This is a genomic window from Sphingobacterium sp. SG20118 (genome assembly GCF_044740685.1).
In the GTDB taxonomy this organism is placed as follows: domain Bacteria; phylum Bacteroidota; class Bacteroidia; order Sphingobacteriales; family Sphingobacteriaceae; genus Sphingobacterium.
The window spans coordinates 4,164,699-4,182,199 of record NZ_CP172826.1; the positions used below are offsets into that span (position 1 = coordinate 4,164,699).

The window sequence follows — 17,501 nt, forward strand, 5'->3', positions numbered from 1 at the left end:
AAAGGGAATTAAAGTCATTCTTCATTAATTTCGTAACTTCGCATCATATGTCGGATATTATTCAATTATTACCAGATAATGTTGCCAATCAAATTGCAGCAGGTGAAGTCGTACAAAGACCTGCCGCTGCTATTAAAGAATTGATTGAAAATGCTATAGATGCTGGTGCTGACAAGATACAATTGATCATCAAAGATGCTGGAAAATCATTAATTCAAGTAATTGATAATGGTTGTGGAATGAGCGTGACGGATGCACGTCTTTGTTTTGAACGACATGCTACTTCCAAAATTCGTAAAGCAGAGGACTTGTTTGCCATTCGTACAATGGGATTCCGCGGTGAAGCCATGGCTTCCATTGCAGCCATTGCACATGTGACGTTAAAAACACGTCGTTTTGAAGATGAATTGGGTACTGTCGTAGAGATAGAGGGTTCTAAAATCATCAGTCAAGCACCAGAAGCAGTAGCGGCAGGCACCAATATTGCCATAAAAAATCTTTTTTACAATATACCCGCACGCCGTAACTTTTTAAAAAGTAATTCGGTAGAAATGCGCCATATCATAGAGGAATTTCAACGGATTTCTTTGGCTAATCCTGAAATCTTTTTGACCTTACATAGCGATGGAAATGAAATGTTTCATTTACCTGCAGAGACTTTAAAACAACGTATTGTTCACCTTTTCGGAAATACCTACAACCAACGATTGGTACCTGTGGAAGAAGACACAACTATCATCAAGGTCAATGGTTTTGTAGGGAAACCACAATTTGCGAAGAAAACAAGGGGCGAACAATTCTTCTTTGTGAATAAGCGTTTTATCAGAGATCATTATTTGAACCACGCTGTTATGAATGCCTTCGAGGAAATTCTTCCTGCAGAGACATTCCCTCTGTACGTATTATTCATTGACATCGACCCTTCAAAGATTGATATCAATGTACATCCGACGAAAACAGAAATTAAGTATGAAGATGAGAAAGCAATTTATGCCATCATCAGATCTGCTGTAAAAAGGTCTTTGGGACGTTATAATATCGCACCTTCTTTAGATTTTGAACAAGAGACAGGTTTTTCGAATATGATTACACCTAAACCGTTAGATGAAATCATAGTGCCGACCGTAAGTTTCAATCCTGACTTCAATCCATTTGAACCGGATCAAGTAACAAAATCTACATTCTCACGTGCGGATAATTACATGGCAGGTTTTGAAAAAAAATCGGCAATCCCTCAAAATTGGGGTACCTTATATCAAATTACCCAACAGGACGAATCCATGCAATTGCCCATTGAGCATGAGCAACAAGATTCCCCTGCGCAACAAATACAAAGTGTAAATAACAAGGCGACAACAAAGCAGTTTTTTCAAATTCATAACAGATTTATCGTCTCGCAAATACACTCTGGCATCATGTTGATTGATCAACAAGCTGCCCATGAACGTATTTTATTTGAACAATTTAAATCTCAGCTCGATCAACATAAAGGGTTGAGTCAACAAAGTTTGTTTCCACAAAGCATAGATTTAAATCCCTCGGACAATGAATTGATGCAAGATCTTTTAGAAGATTTTCAAAATTTAGGTTTTCAAATCCGCTCATTTGGTAAAAACAGTTATATCATCGATGGTATTCCTGCAGATCTAGGGACTGGAATTGATGAACGTAAGATTATTGAGCAGATTTTAGAGGATTATAAAAATAATCAAAGTGATTTTAAAATTGAAAAACGTGAAAATTTAGCAAAAAGCCTTGCGCGTAATGCGGCAATAAAACCAGGTACATTCCTGGATAACAATGCCATATCAGAGCTTATTGATCAGCTCTTTGCATGCGAATCGCCCAATATTTCTATTTTTGGAAAACCAATTGTTATCACCATTACCCTACAAGAACTATTAGAAAAGTTTAGTAAAAACTAATTTAAATCTATGAATAGCGCTAATCCACTGTCAAATTTACCAACAGTTACCAAAAACTTACTCATCATCAATGTGGTCTGTTTTATTGGTTCCATGATATTTGAAAATTCCACACGGTTTTTCGGAGTATTCTACCCCGATTCTCCCTTTTTCAAAGTTTGGCAAATCATCACCTACATGTTTATGCACGGTAGCCTGACACACATATTTTTCAATATGTTTTCTTTGTTCATGTTTGGTCCTATCATTGAACAGGTTTTAGGTGCTAAGCGCTTTCTTAATTTTTATCTACTTACTGGAATTGGAGCTTTAATCCTTCAATTTGGAGTACAAGCTTTTGAAGTATATCAAATCGCGGGATCAATAAACCCGGGTAGCAGTTTGAAGTTTGATATGATTTCGGGTATGGTTTACACAGACAATCCCCTTGTATCTCAAGCAGGCTTAGGAACCTTAGTATCCATTTACAACACCCCTTTAGTGGGTGCCTCTGGTGCTATCTTTGGCGTGCTATTAGCATTTGCTTATTTATTTCCGAATCTAAAACTTGCACTTATATTTATACCTGTTCCGATAAAGGCTAAATTCTTTATTCCAATCATGATCTTGATTGAAATATATTTAGGTTTTTCAAATTCAGGAGGTTCCATAGCGCATTTAGCCCATGTTGGTGGTGCTTTATTTGGTTTCCTATTATTGAAAGCTTGGGGTATTAAAAAAGGAATATATTAATTATCTTTATCAGATGAGGGAAAATTCGTTCAAAAGCTTTATCAGGACAACCTTCGGTTTCAGGGTCACCGATTCCATTTATTATCTGTGGACAGGTTGCCCTATTTATCTTGATTTACCTATTTGACCTTCTTTTTGAATTAAAAATAATCCCTATCTCTCTTTTTCAATTGAGTATTGAAAAGTTGAGCTTACCAACAAATTTTCAGACATTCATCCAACAACCTTGGTCGCTATTCACGTACAACTTTCTGTACACAGGCCTTTTCAACGTTGCTTTTGATTGTTTGTGGTTATATTGGCTAGGAACTATTTTCTTTAATTTTCTAAGTAAAAGGCAATTTCTATTCATTTACATCGTATCTGGAGTTCTTTCAGGAATCATATTTTTGGTTTTTTCGCATTTAGCTCTTTTTTCACATGCCTCCAATCCTCCATTGAACACAGGAGCATTTACGTTAGCTGCTGTTTTAGCGGCGACTGCCACTTTAGTTCCTAAATTTGAACTGAGGCTATTGTTATTTGGAAATGTAAAGTTAAAAACCATCGCTATTATCTATTTCGCGATTCAATTTTTCTTCTTTTTATTAACAAATAAACCTGCAGCAATCAGCTACTTTTGTACCGTTTTGTTCGGCATGGGTTATGTGTATGCATTGCAATCCGGTATGGATTGGTCTAAAATATTCAAAAGGAATAAACAAAGACCTACCAAAATGAAAGTTGTCGTAGGTCAGGGCACTCAGCAATCGCGCTCACATCGCTATGATTTGCCTAATCAGGACCAAATTGATCAAATCTTAGATAAAATATCCTTATCCGGCTACGATAGTTTGAGTACTCAGGAGAAAGAGACGCTCTTCAAAGCAAGCAATAACAATAAGATAGATGGCTAGGCGTGTGTTGGTAAAAAAAAGATTGGGTTATTTGAGTAAGGCGGTTTTTATTTTTAACCTTCTTGCCATAATTGCCTTATTGATTAGTTATTCTGCCTCTTTCATTAATCCTAAAACATTTTGGCCAATCGCTTTTTTTGGATTGGGCTATCTGCCTATTCTAATCATCAACATCGGATTTATAGCATATTGGTTAATACGAAAACCAAAAATGATCATTTTTTCATTGTTGACTATTCTAATTGGTTGGCCGTTATTGACAAAACATTGGAATCTACGCTCATCATCTCCTATTACAGCAAAATCACCTGATCAAATACGTGTTTTAAGTTTCAATGCCCATCTTTTTAAAGATATACATGACGAGAAAAAAAACTTTAAAAATGATGCTTTAGAAATGTTGGATAGTATCAAACCGGATATTATCTGCTTCCAAGAATACTATAGTAAGATAAAGGGTAAGTATGTTATTTCCAATGAATTTAAACGCAAACTGGGATATGATTATCATTATTTTGCTGAAAGTTCCAAAAACGACTATGAAGCTTATGGAATGACCATATTCTCGAAGTACCCAATTATAAATTCCGGAAATATCCTAGACAACGACTATGGTATTAATCGTATCTCTTATGCCGATGTTAAGAAAAACGATAGTACAATTCGTATCTATAATGTTCATTTAAGATCATTTGCCCTTCAAAACGATGAAAAAGAATTCTTGCAAAATCCCGCATTGAAAAATGAAACGGATAAACAAGCAACCCGTCGACTAGGTAAAAAACTTAAAAATGCGTTCGAATTTAGAAGTGATCAGGCTAATTCTTTAAAAAAGCACATGGAAACCTGTAGCATGCCCTACATCGTGATGGGGGATTTCAACGACACTCCAATGAGCTATTCTGTTAATTTAGTCAGCAAAGGTCTTAAAAACGCCTTTAAAGAGAAAGGTTCGGGCTGGGGAGTAACACACTACGAATTGTTACCCTTCTTCCAGATTGACTATATCTTTACAAGTCCAAACTTTGATATCGACAATTACCATGTGGTTAAAAAGAAATTATCAGACCACTACCCCATCTGGAGTGATCTAAGATTAAGAAACCTTTAATGCCTTTGTATTCCTAATGCGTCCAGAGCTCCCACAATAAAAAAATCTTTTCTATTTTTTATTTTATAATAAGCTTCTCTACCAAAGTAATAACGCCCTACCAAAGCTTCAATATCCGATTGAATGATTTGATGGAGTCGATCTGCTTCGAGCTTATTGACAGCAATTGCCTTTGTCTGTAAAAACGTAATAAAATCATTAAACTCTGCATCAGGCAGGTTATATCCGCTTAAAAAATTCTCAATGGAATAAGCTGGAAGTTTTTTAGTAAAACGATCGTAAACAAATTCTTGAATACTATTTGAATGGTATATTTCTCTATACTTGGAACTAATTTCATTAGAGTCAATGGGTATCAAGATATCGGGTTGGATACCACCACCTCCAAATAACATTTTCCCTTTACTCGTGGTATACATGTCATGTGGGCTAAATTCCGTTTCCATCGTCCAAAGATCGAATGTGGTCATATAGTTCGATTGGTCATAATTTGCTCGTGTATACTTCCGCTGAATACATCTGCCAAGAGGTGTATAATACCGAGCTACTGTTAAGTTTACGGCAGATCCGTCGGCAAAATCAAATTGTTCTTGCACCAAACCTTTACCATAAGATCGACGACCAACAACTGTACCTCTATCTAGATCTTGTAGAGCACCGGTAACGATTTCACTGGCTGAAGCTGTTTCTTCGTTAATCAATACCATAATACGACCATCAGCAAAGCCTCCGGGTTCTTTGGAAAAGTAATCTCTCCGCAATTCATTAGCACCCTCTGTATACATCAGTAATCGCTTATCTTTGAAAAACATACTGGCCATTTCAATAGCTGTGTGTACGTATCCGCCTCCATTACCTCTTAAATCCAAAATCAAATCTTCGGCGCCACTTTTCTTTAAGTCTCGCAATTTAATTTTGAAATCATCGGCAGTGTGATGGCCAAAGCGTCGAATTTTCACATAGGCAACTTTAGGGGCTATCATATAGGAAGCATCTAATGTGCTGACCGATACTTGATCGCGCACCACTTTTAAAGCTGTGGTTAGAATCTCGTTATTACGCTTGATAATGATGTCGACTATAGAGCCTTTTTTACCGCGGATCAACTTATCAACGACATTTTCGGTTACCCGAACACCAGCTATATTACGATTCGCAATTTTAACTAAACGGTCGCCAATTTTCATTCCTGACTTTTCAGCAGGTCCTCCGGCAATCATACCAACGACAAGAAGTGTATCATTCAGGTTAAAGTACTCGACCCCTATACCATCAAAAGTTCCTTCAAGAGCTTCTGATTGTGCTAAGCGTTCATTCGGCTTTAAATAAGTTGAAAAAGGGTCCAAGCGAGTAATGATATGCTGGATAGCTTCATCCTGAATAGTATCTAGATTGACTTTATCCACATAATTATCTGCGATCAGGTTTACCATGTACTGCACTTTTTCAGAATTTCCAGTCAGTCCACCAGTTAAAATCGAGATGGATTGCTTGTTTCCTTGTTCGTCGGCATACCTTTGCCCAAGCAATAAGCCCAGGAGTAGAACTCCTGCGTATGTTGCAGCCACAAAAATATTCCGTTTTATACTTTTTTGCATATGAAAAGATGCTTCAAAAATAGTAAGTTTTATCCATTAAAACCACAATAAGATAAGTGATTTTTATTCGTAAAACAAAAGTCCGTAAAAGTGGTTAATATGTGAAAGTTTTCTCAACTTTGCCTTTTGTTACAATCAAATAATCTGCCAAAATGCACGAAATTGAACCTTTTTACAATTGGAGACATGATTATATAGCCTCGGAAGATGAGCAATCTCCATTCTATGGAACCGTATACAATGAATTTGAATACGATAAACAAATTTACAATTTCCTTTTACACCCACAATGGGATGATTTTGGTTCACATACGCTATACCTGAAAGTGCTATTTGTAGACTATGATAAACAATATGGGATCATCGAGCTCATAGGAGAATGGAATGATGCTATCGACAATGACATCATGATACTGAAACGGGAATTAATAGATTTAATGATTGCTGAGGGTATTCATCATTTTATATTAATTGGTGAAAACATCCTTAATTTTCACGCTTCTGACGACACTTACTATGAGGAATGGTTTCAGGATATCGAGGATGGTTGGATCGCTGCTGTGAATTTCCTTCCCCATGTGACAGCAGAATTTATGCAAAACAATATTGACTATTACATCAATTTTGGTGGAGACCTCAATAATCTTTCATGGCGAACGTTAAAACCTATTCAGCTTTTCCACCATATCAACGAACAATTAACGAAACGACTGAATGGTTAACACTATTTGAAACAATTATGACATTCAAATTCGGCCAAGATGAGGTCTTTGAATGGCTGTTCTCTATATTTTTACTTAACTTTGTTGTATTAAAAAAAATCAAACGCTATGTCATTTAGAATAGAAAAAGATACCATGGGTGAAGTTCAAGTTCCCGCAGATAAATACTGGGGTGCCCAAACCGAACGTTCACGCAATAACTTCAAAATTGGTCCTGCTGCATCTATGCCGCATGAAATCATCGCAGGTTTTGCTTACTTGAAAAAAGCTGCAGCTTATGCTAATGCTGAATTGGGTGTGTTGCCGGTTGAAAAACGTGATGCTATTGCTGCTGTTTGTGATGAGATCTTAGCCGGTAAATTAGCCGATCAATTTCCATTGGTAATTTGGCAAACAGGCTCAGGTACGCAATCTAACATGAACCTGAATGAGGTAATTGCGAACCGTGCTCAAGTATTAGCAGGTTTCAAAATTGGAGAGGGCGAACCTGTATTGAAAGCGAATGATGATGTGAACAAATCACAATCTTCTAATGATACTTACCCGACAGGTATGCACATTGCAGCTTATAAAGCTGTTGTTGAAGTGACGATTCCTGGTGTTGAGAAACTTCGTGATACTTTAGCTAAGAAATCTGCGGAGTTTATGAAAGTGGTTAAAATCGGTCGTACACACTTGATGGATGCTACTCCTTTGACATTAGGTCAAGAGCTATCTGGTTATGTTGCACAGTTGAACTATGGTGTAAAAGCCGTAAAAAACACGTTGGCACATTTATCTGAATTGGCACTTGGTGGTACAGCGGTTGGTACTGGTTTAAATACTCCTACTGGATATGACGTACTGGTAGCAAAATATATTGCAGAATTTACGGGTCTTCCTTTTATTACTGCTGAGAATAAATTTGAAGCTTTAGCTGCGCATGATGCCATTGTTGAATCGCACGGTGCATTAAAACAATTAGCAGTTTCTTTAAACAAAATTGCAAACGATATCCGTATGTTGGCTTCTGGTCCTCGTTCTGGTATTGGCGAAATCATCATCCCTGAGAATGAACCTGGTTCTTCTATCATGCCTGGAAAAGTAAATCCTACGCAATGTGAAGCTTTAACCATGGTTGCATGTCAAGTAATGGGTAACGATGTTGCGATTACAATAGGCGGTACTCAAGGTCACTATGAGTTGAACGTATTCAAGCCATTGATGGCGGCTAACTTCTTGCAATCAGCTCAATTGATTGGTGATGCTTGTGTGTCATTTGAGGAGCACTGTGCAAGTGGCATCGAGCCCAACTATGCACGTATCAAAGAATTGGTAGACAACTCTTTGATGTTAGTAACGGCTTTGAATACTAAAATTGGTTACTACAAGTCTGCAGAAATTGCACAAACAGCTCATAAAAACAATTCAACATTAAAAGAAACGGCTATTGCATTGGGATATGTGACTGCTGCTGAATTTGATGAGTGGGTAAAACCTGAAGAAATGGTAGGTAGCTTAAAATAGGGCTATGATTCCGTATCAAAATAAACATAAAAACACAAAAGCATACCTATTATTAACAATAGGTATGCTTTTGCTATTTGGAAGCTGCAAGTTTAATTCTGAAATGCAAACAGAAGGTGCAAGCTATCTGCAAGGTGAATGGAAACAAGATAGTATCCAAAATCAAGACCAAATGTTGCAGTTTACGCTCACTGAATTTCGCTTTACTTGTGATTCCATCTATGCACGCATGTATGTTCACGCAAAAACAAAACAAATAGCTGATAGTTGTTACAATAACGGCTCTTGGATTGAACATGCTAAAGGACTTTATGTAGTGCGTGGTGACAGTGTCATCGTGGATGGTATATATATCAAAGAAAATGGAAAACAAAAGTTATCTGGCTGTTACCGTCAAGGGCAGTACCTTCCGAGATTTAAAGTTGCCTATCATTCAAAAGACTCTCTCGTATTAGAGAATAAATTTGATCAGCGTCCTATCATCTTACGTAAGACAAAAGACGTAATTTGTGTCCCAAAGAAGCGCTGGCAATAAATTACACACAACTTCATGCCATTTTATCTGAAAATGGCTTTTTTTATTATTAATGACTCGCTCGTCACTATTCGGAGCAAAAAATATGAATAAAGGAATTATTGCATTGGCCTTCGGGGGGCTCGCTATAGGAATGACAGAATTCACTATGATGGGAATCTTACCCGATATCGCCAAAGATTTAAATATCGACATTCCAAAGGCAGCGCATCTCATCGCGTTGTATGCTATTGGAGTTGTCGTGGGCGCACCAACTTTAGTCCTCTTATCAGGAAAATATCCACCAAAAAATGTATTACTTTTTTTAATGGTCTTATTTTTCATCTTTAATGGATTATTTGCGATATCGCCCACACACTTTACGATCCAACTATCCCGGTTTATGTCGGGTCTACCTCATGGTGCGTTCTTTGGTGTAGGCTCTGTTGTTGCCGCCAGGTTGGCTCCAAAAGGAAAAGAAGCACAGGCTATCTCCATTATGTTTACCGGTATGACTATCGCAAACTTGGCTGGTGTACCTTTAGGAACATACATTGGTCATCATTACTCTTGGCGCATAACTTACGGTGTCATTAGTGCTTTAGGCATATTGACATTTTTGATGATCTATATCTGGTTACCAAAAATTGAATCGTCGAAACACAATGATATCATTGGACAGCTCAATTTCTTCAAAAAGAAAGAAGCATGGTTGCTGATGGCCATCATTTCTATCGGAACCGGTGGTCTATTTGCTTGGATAAGCTATATAGCCCCATTGGTTACCAACGTATCGGGACTCGACCCTAATCGGGTACCTATTATCATGGTCCTGATCGGTATCGGTATGTTTTTCGGGAATCTATTAGGTGGAAAAATGGCTGATACCATCTCTCCTACCAAAGCCGCTATTGCTGCCTTTAGTTCCATGGCCATATGCTTGGTTGTTCTATATTTTGTTTCGCCATTTCAATGGTCGGCATACATCATGGCCTTTATCACGGGATTAATTTCATTTACAATTGGTCCGCCAATACAAATGATGTTGATTCGTACGGCCAAAGGTGCCGAAACATTGGCTGCTGCGGGCGGACAGGCTGCATTCAATTTAGGCAATACATTTGGAGCCTATTTAGGGGGAATACCGATTATATACGGTCTAGCCTATAATACGCCATCTCTTGTGGGTGTCGGAATGGCTACTATTGGTGCATTACTTGCTTTACTGTTCCTAGTACAATATGTACAAAAGAATCGTATTCCAGTTGCTGATTAAGCTGTAGCGGGACCAAATTGCTGTTCTGAAAGCATATTTCTCTTTAATAAAAAAGCTTCAATTATGAATTGAAGCTTTTTTATATTTTAGATTCTCGTAAGACTAGAATGGTAAATCATCATCATCGTTTGATCCTGACAAATCAACTGGAGCTGGCATTTCAGCATAGCCTGGAGCAGGAGCTGAAGCAGCAGTATTAGCCAATTTTGTCACTCTCCAAGCGACCAAAGAATTGAAGTATGTTGTTACACCTTCCTTATTTGTCCAAGGGCGACCACGTAAATTGAAAGAAACTTCAATTTCTTCACCTACAGTCAAACCATCAAAAATTGACGTTCTATCTTGAGTAGCTTCAAAGCGAATATATTCAACAAACTGCGGATTCTCAGCGTAAGCCACGATTACATCACGCTTTTTAAAAGACTCTGTTACTTGTTGCGTAGCACCTATTTCGTGTACTTTTCCTCTAATTTCCATAATCAAAAATATTAAACCGTAAAAATAAGCATTTTTTGAGTAAGAGATTAACTAACTTTGTACAAATATTATGGAAGTTTTCAACACCCCCAATAAAATCATCATCACTTGCAATAAGAGACTTTCTCCTTATTTGCAACAAGAAGTCGAAGAACTTGGCTTCGAGATCAAGCGTTCATTCTCTACTGGTGTAGAATTATTTAACACCTTGAATGAAACAATTAAATTAAATTTAAACTTGCGCACAGCTTCGCAGATTTTATATTCGATCAAAGAATTTAAAGCATCAAACCCTCAAGAGCTATACGATGAATTGAAAGACATCGCATGGGAAGAGTTGATTGCGTTTGATGGATACTTTTCTGTGACTTCTAATGTCGATAATGAAACGATAACGACACCTCTATTTGCAAATTTGAAAGTTAAAGATGCAATTGTAGATCGTATTAAAGAAAAGAAAGACATTCGCCCTAATTCAGGTTCTGACTCGCATAAGGCTGTGGTACACCTGTATTGGAAAGACGACCGTGCAGAGATTTTCATCGACTCGTCTGGTGAAACATTAGCAAAACACGGTTACCGTAAGCATCCAGGAAAAGCACCAATGCTTGAAGCTCTTGCTGCTGGTACTATCTTTGCTTCTAAATGGGATGGGAAGACTTCGTTTGTCAACCCGATGTGTGGATCAGGAACATTGGCCATCGAAGCTGCTTTGATTGCTACTAATCGTCGTCCTGGTTTATACCGCATGAATTATTCATTTATGCATTTTATTGGATATGATGAAGAAGTGTTTTTTCAAGAGAGAAGAAATTTAAAGGAGCAAGTCAATAAGAAAGCAAATCCGAAAATTATTGCTTCGGATATTTCGCAGCAAGCAATCGATATCTCGATCATGAATGCGAAGACAGCAGGAGTCGATCAGCTTATTGATTTTCAAGTTTGTGATTTTGAAGAGACAACTGTACCTCAAGAAGAGAAAGGAATTGCTATATTTAACCCGGAATATGGTGAACGCCTTGGTAATCATAGTCAATTGGAATTAACATATAAACGTGTAGGAGACTTTCTAAAACAAAACTGTAAGGGTTATAGAGGTTATATTTTTACTGGAAATCCGGATCTTGCTAAGAAAATAGGATTGCGTGCTTCCAGAAAAGTTGAATTTTATAATGGTAAATTAGATTGTCGTCTATTAGAATACGAATTATACGAGGGAACTCGCGAAAAACCAAAAGTAATTTATGAATAAGATTATTGAAAGTACGGTTGCATTTGTACAGGACAGATTAAAATTTGCTGAATCTGGTCATGACTGGTCACATATCCAACGTGTATGGAACAACACAAAATTAATTCTTCAAACTGAAGAAGCAGATTACCAAACTTGCGAACTCGCTGCTTTATTACATGATATTGCTGATAGCAAATTTCATGATGGAGATGAAACCATAGGACCTCGTGTTGCTGGTGAATTTTTAACATCCCTGGGTGTAGATAAAGAGGTGATTGAACATGTTGAAAAAATTATTTTAAACATGTCTTTCAAAGCAAGTTTAGGAGAAATTGCTTTTCATTCAAAGGAACTTGAAATCGTACAAGATGCGGATCGTTTAGATGCAATCGGTGCGATTGGTGTTGCCAGAGCATTCAATTATGGAGGCCACAAAAACAGAGAGATGTACAATCCCAGTATTCCCGTTCAAGAATATCAGGATAAGGAAAGTTACAAGCATTCTGAAGCACCAACTATCAATCATTTTCATGAAAAACTTTTATTACTAAAGGATAAAATGAATACAAAAGCCGCCCAAGCTATCGCTGAAAAAAGACATGCATTTATGCTTACTTTTTTAGATGAGTTTTACGCTGAGTGGGAAGGTAAAAGATAAAAAAATAATATTTCCTTAATCAGGAGGTTACACTAAAATGGTACTTTTGATAATTAGTTGATAATTATCGAGGTACCATTTTTTTTGTTTAAATTTAGTTGACGAATAATCCTATTAAGCGATTTTAATTATGATTTACGTCATTTCAACTAAAAAACAGAATAAGTTAAAAAAGAGTTAATGAACAACGCACTACCTATTATTAGAATCAATAGCCTCAATTATTCATAATTAAGGAAACAAATCGAGCTATCGAGCTCACGAAGTAATTATATCTGATGAAAAAAACAGTTTTAGTAATCCTAGCCACAATGGCCATTATGGGAATTTCGGAATTAAAAGCCCAAACCAAAATTATTGCTCACCGTGGGGCATTTAAAAACACAAAACTTCCAGAGAACTCCATCGCTTCTCTGAAAGCAGCTAAAGATCTAAATCTTTGGGGGTCTGAATATGATGTACATCTCACGAAGGATAATGTACTCGTCGTCAACCATGACAATGATTTCTATGGAATTGATATCGCTACTGCAACTTACCAAGAGTTATTGGCGAAAAAACATCCGAATGGTGAAAACATTCCTACGTTAGAAGAATTTATCAAAACGGGTTTGAAACTTGATGGACTTATGCTCATCTTAGAATTAAAGACAAATAAACTGGGCTTGGAGCGTACGTTGGAAGCTACTGAAAAAGCTGTCGCTTTAGTAAAAGAATTAAAAGCAGAGCAAGTAACGGAATATATCGCCTTCAGTTATGATGCGTGCAAAAAGATTCATGAACTGGATTCAAAAGCTAAAGTGTCCTACTTAAATGGAGATATTGCTCCCGTTCAAATCAAAAAAGATGGCTTGACAGGAATTGACTATCATCTTAGTGTTTATACGAAGCATCCAAATTGGTTGCAAGAGGCAAAGTCGTTAAAATTAGAAACGAATGCTTGGACTGTCAATAAAGAAGCAGATATGAAATCTTTAATTGACCAGAAGATTGATTATATCACAACTAACGAACCTGAATTATTAAAAACCTTACTTAACTAGTTCAAGATAACATTAAAGGCAATATCCTTGTCTTTAATAGAAAAACAATCTTACGAGATCGTTTATTAACTGTAATATGCTTGTATACGAAATAAGTAGACTGTAAAATATTAACCGAGCTTGCAAGCTCACAAAATAATTATATTCGATGAAAAAATTTATTCTTGCTATCTTTCTAATTTGCTCAGGGCTATCCTATAGTATGGCGCAGCAAATGCGTATAGCTACTTATAATATAAGACAAAAAAATAACCATGACACAGGCAACATGTGGAATGAAAGGAAAGATGCTGTTGCTAACCTCATTAAGTTCCATAACTTCGAAATTTTCGGTGTTCAAGAAGCATTTATTGACCAGGTGAAAGATCTTCAAGAGCGACTTCCTGACTTTAAAACAGTTGGTGTTGGTCGAGATGATGGTGCTGAAGAAGGGGAACATTCTTCCATTTTCTATAACAAAAACCGTTTTGAAGCGACAAAAAGTGGTACTTTTTGGTTGTCAGCGACAGACACTAAACAACCCAACAAAGGATGGGATGCAGCCTTACCTCGTATCTGTACATGGGCAATCTTAAAGGATAAAAAAAGTGGAAAATCTTTTATTTTTATGAATACCCATTTTGATCATGTGGGAGTAGTGGCAAGAAAAGAGAGTGCAAAATTAATCTTAGAAAAAGCAAAGGAATTAGCAGGAAAATTACCCTTAATCTTAACTGGAGATTTCAATGTTGATGAGCATGATGAAGCCTATTTTACTTTAGCAAATAGCAAAACGGTTGTTGATAGTTATGAAGTAAGCCCGCGCATCTATGAGCCTAGCTCTTCTTTTAATGGTTGGGGTAAAAGCATCAAATCAAAAGGAAGAATCGATCATATCTTTGTAGTTCCACAAATAAAAGTTACTAACTATGCAATCTTAACGGATACTTATGAGGGGAAATTCCCGTCGGACCACTTTCCTGTTATGGTAGACATATCTCTGTAAGAAACTCATCTTGTGTCAGTTCCAAGACTGGCACAAGATGATACTTAGTTTTCAACGATTCCTTCCAAAATGCTTTGGTCATGTTACCTTTCTATCGTTAAAATAAAATTATCTCCTTCGTTAAACATTCAGCTCCTTTCGCATTCTAATTTGTAGTTTTACAAAAAATTAGACATGAAAAATATTTTAACATATGCCTTAGTTGCATCAGGTTTATTATTTGCAACAAATACGCAAGCACAATCAAAAGGACTTTCTAAGTTAAAAAGTATCCTATCTTCTACTGCCAATCAAAATAAAACAACTGCAGATAGCGTAAAAGTCACCACAAACAATATCGACCCTGTTGTAACGAATATTTCAAAAAAAGAGGCTACTTTAGGTATAAAAGAAGCCTTAAGTAAGGGACTTACAAATAGTGTTAACATCTTGTCTGTAAAAGATGGTTTTTTAGGCGATGCAGCTGTCAAAATCCTGATGCCTTCTGAAGCACAAAAGGTAGAAAAGGCGCTTCGTGCTGTAGGGATGGGTTTCTTTATGTGACCAGTTCATTAGCAGTATGAATAGAGCAGCGGAAACCGCAGTCAGTGAAGCAGGTACCGTTTTTGTTAATTCATTATCAAAAATGACCATTACAGATGCTTACAACATTCTTCTAAGTGGAAACCAAAATGCTGCAACAACATTCTTCAAAACCAATACGTCGAAAGAGCTTACCTCAAAATTTTCACCAGTCATTGATAAAGCAATGGGTGAAAATAATGTCTCAGGATATTGGAATCAATTAACTACGGCATATAACAATCTACCATTTTCTAATAAAGTAGAAACCAATTTAACGAACTACGTTACGCAAAAAGCAATTGATGGCTTATTTGTCAAAGTAGCAGATCAAGAATTACAAATCAGAGAAAATATAGGTGGATCTCGAAATACAGATTTACTGTCCAAAGTATTTGGTTGGGCTGATACTCAAAAATAAAGGTATGAGCAGGACAATAGTCCTGCTCATACCTTTATTCTTCTTCTGTTGATATACCTGAAAAATAGTGTCGACCAATTTTTGTATTGGTATATACTAACTAATCCAACCATGAGTAAAATAGCTTTCACAAATAGATTTGCACCAAAGTATGGTGTTATCTGCACATGTTTAGCGAGTAAAACCAAGGCGAAAAAAATGTAATATAGACCACATAGAATGATATAAATTTGAAAATAATATTTTAGATTTCGGTATTTTTTCGTTGCTATAAGCCCCCAAAAAGGTAATACTAGGTAAATCAATTGGCTCATATACACCAACTGTCTATAGGAGTCATCTATACTAAATAGTAAAAATAATTGCGCTAAAAGGAGGAGGAAAAACATTGCTCTTAACAAATGCAACATACTGAAAATCAAATTTTAGGTTTCATAAATTTATGAAAAAATCCACTGATTAACAAATAGTCAATTATAATAGGCAAAATTCGCTAATGCTTACATTTTTTGTAATTTTGTATAGCATGATCACATTAATGATATAAAAGTATATGAGTAACTTCGAGATCAACAACATAAATGATTTTTCAGTATCTGAAAGATTCCAACGTTATGTACAAATAGATACACAATCCGATTCAAATTCACCCACCTGTCCTTCAACAGATAAACAAAAAAATCTAGGTAAACTTCTAGTCGAAGAATTGTTAGCATTTGGTATATCTGATGCTGCTATAGATGATAATGGTTATGTATATGCAACCATACCTTCCAATACGGAGAAAAGCGTACCAACGATTTGCTTTTGTTCACATATGGATACTTCTCCTGATTCTTCAGGGAAAGATGTTAAACCTTTGGTTCATCGTAATTATCAGGGCCAAGATTTGGTATTACCAGATGATAATAATATCATTATCAAGTATACAGAACATCCTGATTTAGCCAATCAAATCGGAAATAATATCATCACAGCTAGTGGTACTACTTTGTTGGGAGCTGACGATAAAGCAGGGATCGCAGAAATTATGGATGCAGCACGTCTCCTGATGCAACACCCGGAAATCAAGCATGGTGATATCAAAATATTATTCACACCTGATGAAGAGATTGGGAGAGGTGTGGACAAAGCTGATTTAAAACGCGTAGGTGCAGATTTTGCGTATACAATGGATGGAGAAAAGGCAGGTACTATTGAGGATGAGACTTTTTCGGCTGATGGCGCAATATTGACCATCCACGGTGTTTCGGTTCACCCAGGATTTGCTAAAGGTAAAATGCAAAGCGCAATAAAAATTGCAAGTGCTATTATTGAGGCATTACCTCAGGATCGTCTATCTCCAGAAAGTACCAATAAAAAGGATGGATTTGTGCATCCCACCAATATCTCAGGTACGGTTGAGAAAGCAGAAATTCATTTCATCATCCGGGATCACAATACTGCGAATTTGGCAAAACATGAGTCGGAATTGGAATCTATTGCTAAATCAATCCTAGCGAAATATCCAAACTGCAGTTATACTTTCGAAGTAAAGGAACAATACCGCAACATGAAAGAGATCTTGGATCAGTTCCCTCAAATCATGGAAATCGGAATAGAAGCAATTACAAGAGCGGGCATGAAAGCTGAACGTAGAAGTATACGTGGTGGTACGGATGGTTCCCGCTTATCATTTATGGGTTTGCCATGTCCCAATATTTTTGCTGGTGGGCACGCCTTCCATGGAAAGCAGGAATGGGTGTCTGAACAAGATATGCAAAAAGCTGTTTTAACAATTTTACATGTAGCGACTCTTTGGGAAGAAAAATAATAGGTAACTTCATATCCATTGAACGAGTT

General features: G+C 36.7%; 17 protein-coding genes. 15 read left to right on the top strand and 2 right to left on the bottom strand.

All coding sequences use genetic code 11. The annotated features are described in order from the left end of the window. Nucleotides 1-47 precede the first annotated feature (47 nt). The 4 genes from mutL to ACFX5U_RS19175 all read left to right on the top strand — a co-directional run bounded on the left by mutL (nucleotide 48) and on the right by ACFX5U_RS19175 (nucleotide 4,664). On the top strand, nucleotides 48-1,925 hold the full coding sequence (gene mutL, locus ACFX5U_RS19160; RefSeq protein WP_038701098.1) for a DNA mismatch repair endonuclease MutL: 1,878 nt from the start codon (nucleotides 48-50) through the stop codon (nucleotides 1,923-1,925). A gap of 9 nt (nucleotides 1,926-1,934) precedes the next feature. Then, a complete protein-coding gene (locus tag ACFX5U_RS19165; protein ID WP_280565339.1) occupies nucleotides 1,935-2,657 on the top strand; it encodes a rhomboid family intramembrane serine protease in 723 nt (240 codons plus the stop codon). Nucleotides 2,658-2,767: 110 nt separating this feature from the next. Beyond that, nucleotides 2,768-3,553 carry a rhomboid family intramembrane serine protease gene (locus tag ACFX5U_RS19170; protein ID WP_400261767.1) on the top strand — a complete coding sequence of 262 codons (786 nt, stop codon included), beginning with the start codon at nucleotides 2,768-2,770 and terminating at the stop codon, nucleotides 3,551-3,553. Beyond that, nucleotides 3,546-4,664 (top strand): endonuclease/exonuclease/phosphatase family protein, encoded by a 1,119-nt coding sequence (locus ACFX5U_RS19175; RefSeq protein ID WP_400261768.1) that lies wholly within the window; start codon nucleotides 3,546-3,548, stop codon nucleotides 4,662-4,664. The genes ACFX5U_RS19170 and ACFX5U_RS19175 overlap by 8 nt, the downstream gene beginning before the upstream one ends. On the opposite strand, the gene ACFX5U_RS19180 is transcribed toward ACFX5U_RS19175, so the two are convergent. Then, entirely contained in the window at nucleotides 4,661-6,262 is a 1,602-nt protein-coding gene (locus tag ACFX5U_RS19180; protein ID WP_400261769.1) for a S41 family peptidase, read from the bottom strand. The two genes, ACFX5U_RS19175 and ACFX5U_RS19180, sit on opposite strands and share 4 nt — an antisense overlap. Nucleotides 6,263-6,414: 152 nt before the next feature. On the opposite strand from ACFX5U_RS19180, the gene ACFX5U_RS19185 reads away from it, so the two are divergent. The 4 genes from ACFX5U_RS19185 (at nucleotide 6,415) to ACFX5U_RS19200 (ending at nucleotide 10,280) form a co-directional block, all read left to right on the top strand. After that, nucleotides 6,415-6,984, top strand: a complete 570-nt coding sequence (locus ACFX5U_RS19185) for a hypothetical protein (protein WP_280565331.1) — start codon at nucleotides 6,415-6,417, stop codon at nucleotides 6,982-6,984. Between the two features lie 108 nt (nucleotides 6,985-7,092). Continuing rightward, entirely contained in the window at nucleotides 7,093-8,490 is a 1,398-nt protein-coding gene (fumC, locus tag ACFX5U_RS19190; RefSeq protein WP_038701109.1) for a class II fumarate hydratase, read from the top strand. 4 nt (nucleotides 8,491-8,494) lie between these two features. After that, entirely contained in the window at nucleotides 8,495-9,025 is a 531-nt protein-coding gene (locus ACFX5U_RS19195; protein ID WP_400261770.1) for a fumarate hydratase, read from the top strand. Nucleotides 9,026-9,110: 85 nt separating this feature from the next. After that, nucleotides 9,111-10,280: an MFS transporter gene (locus ACFX5U_RS19200; RefSeq protein WP_038703047.1), complete on the top strand. Its 1,170-nt coding sequence runs from the start codon at nucleotides 9,111-9,113 to the stop codon at nucleotides 10,278-10,280. Between the two features lie 102 nt (nucleotides 10,281-10,382). Here the strand turns inward: ACFX5U_RS19200 and ACFX5U_RS19205 are convergent, their stop codons facing one another. Next, nucleotides 10,383-10,757 (bottom strand): DUF3127 domain-containing protein, encoded by a 375-nt coding sequence (locus tag ACFX5U_RS19205; RefSeq protein ID WP_038701112.1) that lies wholly within the window; start codon nucleotides 10,755-10,757, stop codon nucleotides 10,383-10,385. Nucleotides 10,758-10,827: 70 nt separating this feature from the next. Between ACFX5U_RS19205 and ACFX5U_RS19210 the strand changes: the two genes are divergently transcribed. The 7 genes from ACFX5U_RS19210 to pepT all read left to right on the top strand — a co-directional run bounded on the left by ACFX5U_RS19210 (nucleotide 10,828) and on the right by pepT (nucleotide 17,472). Next, complete coding sequence (locus ACFX5U_RS19210) at nucleotides 10,828-12,009, top strand: class I SAM-dependent RNA methyltransferase (RefSeq protein ID WP_038701114.1); 1,182 nt, start codon at nucleotides 10,828-10,830, stop codon at nucleotides 12,007-12,009. Then, entirely contained in the window at nucleotides 12,002-12,649 is a 648-nt protein-coding gene (locus ACFX5U_RS19215) for an HD domain-containing protein (RefSeq protein WP_280565322.1), read from the top strand. Before ACFX5U_RS19210 ends, ACFX5U_RS19215 begins: the two co-directional genes overlap by 8 nt. A gap of 278 nt (nucleotides 12,650-12,927) precedes the next feature. Continuing rightward, on the top strand, nucleotides 12,928-13,692 hold the full coding sequence (locus ACFX5U_RS19220; protein ID WP_280565319.1) for a glycerophosphodiester phosphodiesterase family protein: 765 nt from the start codon (nucleotides 12,928-12,930) through the stop codon (nucleotides 13,690-13,692). 148 nt (nucleotides 13,693-13,840) lie between these two features. Next, entirely contained in the window at nucleotides 13,841-14,677 is an 837-nt protein-coding gene (locus ACFX5U_RS19225; protein WP_280565317.1) for an endonuclease/exonuclease/phosphatase family protein, read from the top strand. A 174-nt stretch (nucleotides 14,678-14,851) separates the two neighbouring features. Further along, nucleotides 14,852-15,220, top strand: coding sequence for a DUF4197 family protein (locus ACFX5U_RS19230; RefSeq protein ID WP_400261771.1), 369 nt, complete (start codon nucleotides 14,852-14,854; stop codon nucleotides 15,218-15,220). A gap of 16 nt (nucleotides 15,221-15,236) precedes the next feature. Beyond that, nucleotides 15,237-15,659: a DUF4197 domain-containing protein gene (locus ACFX5U_RS19235; RefSeq protein ID WP_400261772.1), complete on the top strand. Its 423-nt coding sequence runs from the start codon at nucleotides 15,237-15,239 to the stop codon at nucleotides 15,657-15,659. A gap of 553 nt (nucleotides 15,660-16,212) precedes the next feature. Next, nucleotides 16,213-17,472, top strand: a complete 1,260-nt coding sequence (pepT, locus tag ACFX5U_RS19240) for a peptidase T (RefSeq protein WP_400261773.1) — start codon at nucleotides 16,213-16,215, stop codon at nucleotides 17,470-17,472. Nucleotides 17,473-17,501: the final 29 nt, after the last annotated feature.

What these genes read in the sequence shown, in the direction of transcription:
- ACFX5U_RS19220 (WP_280565319.1), top strand. Translation starts at nt 12,928, where the DNA reads ATGAAAAAAACAGTTTTAGTAATCCTAGCCACAATGGCCATTATGGGA.
- ACFX5U_RS19200 (WP_038703047.1), top strand. Translation starts at nt 9,111, where the DNA reads ATGAATAAAGGAATTATTGCATTGGCCTTCGGGGGGCTCGCTATAGGA.
- ACFX5U_RS19225 (WP_280565317.1), top strand. Translation starts at nt 13,841, where the DNA reads ATGAAAAAATTTATTCTTGCTATCTTTCTAATTTGCTCAGGGCTATCC.
- fumC (WP_038701109.1), top strand. Translation starts at nt 7,093, where the DNA reads ATGTCATTTAGAATAGAAAAAGATACCATGGGTGAAGTTCAAGTTCCC.
- ACFX5U_RS19195 (WP_400261770.1), top strand. Translation starts at nt 8,495, where the DNA reads ATGATTCCGTATCAAAATAAACATAAAAACACAAAAGCATACCTATTA.
- ACFX5U_RS19215 (WP_280565322.1), top strand. Translation starts at nt 12,002, where the DNA reads ATGAATAAGATTATTGAAAGTACGGTTGCATTTGTACAGGACAGATTA.
- ACFX5U_RS19235 (WP_400261772.1), top strand. Translation starts at nt 15,237, where the DNA reads ATGAATAGAGCAGCGGAAACCGCAGTCAGTGAAGCAGGTACCGTTTTT.
- mutL (WP_038701098.1), top strand. Translation starts at nt 48, where the DNA reads ATGTCGGATATTATTCAATTATTACCAGATAATGTTGCCAATCAAATT.
- ACFX5U_RS19165 (WP_280565339.1), top strand. Translation starts at nt 1,935, where the DNA reads ATGAATAGCGCTAATCCACTGTCAAATTTACCAACAGTTACCAAAAAC.
- ACFX5U_RS19175 (WP_400261768.1), top strand. Translation starts at nt 3,546, where the DNA reads ATGGCTAGGCGTGTGTTGGTAAAAAAAAGATTGGGTTATTTGAGTAAG.
- pepT (WP_400261773.1), top strand. Translation starts at nt 16,213, where the DNA reads ATGAGTAACTTCGAGATCAACAACATAAATGATTTTTCAGTATCTGAA.
- ACFX5U_RS19180 (WP_400261769.1), bottom strand. Translation starts at nt 6,262, where the DNA reads ATGCAAAAAAGTATAAAACGGAATATTTTTGTGGCTGCAACATACGCA.
- ACFX5U_RS19210 (WP_038701114.1), top strand. Translation starts at nt 10,828, where the DNA reads ATGGAAGTTTTCAACACCCCCAATAAAATCATCATCACTTGCAATAAG.
- ACFX5U_RS19205 (WP_038701112.1), bottom strand. Translation starts at nt 10,757, where the DNA reads ATGGAAATTAGAGGAAAAGTACACGAAATAGGTGCTACGCAACAAGTA.
- ACFX5U_RS19185 (WP_280565331.1), top strand. Translation starts at nt 6,415, where the DNA reads ATGCACGAAATTGAACCTTTTTACAATTGGAGACATGATTATATAGCC.
- ACFX5U_RS19230 (WP_400261771.1), top strand. Translation starts at nt 14,852, where the DNA reads ATGAAAAATATTTTAACATATGCCTTAGTTGCATCAGGTTTATTATTT.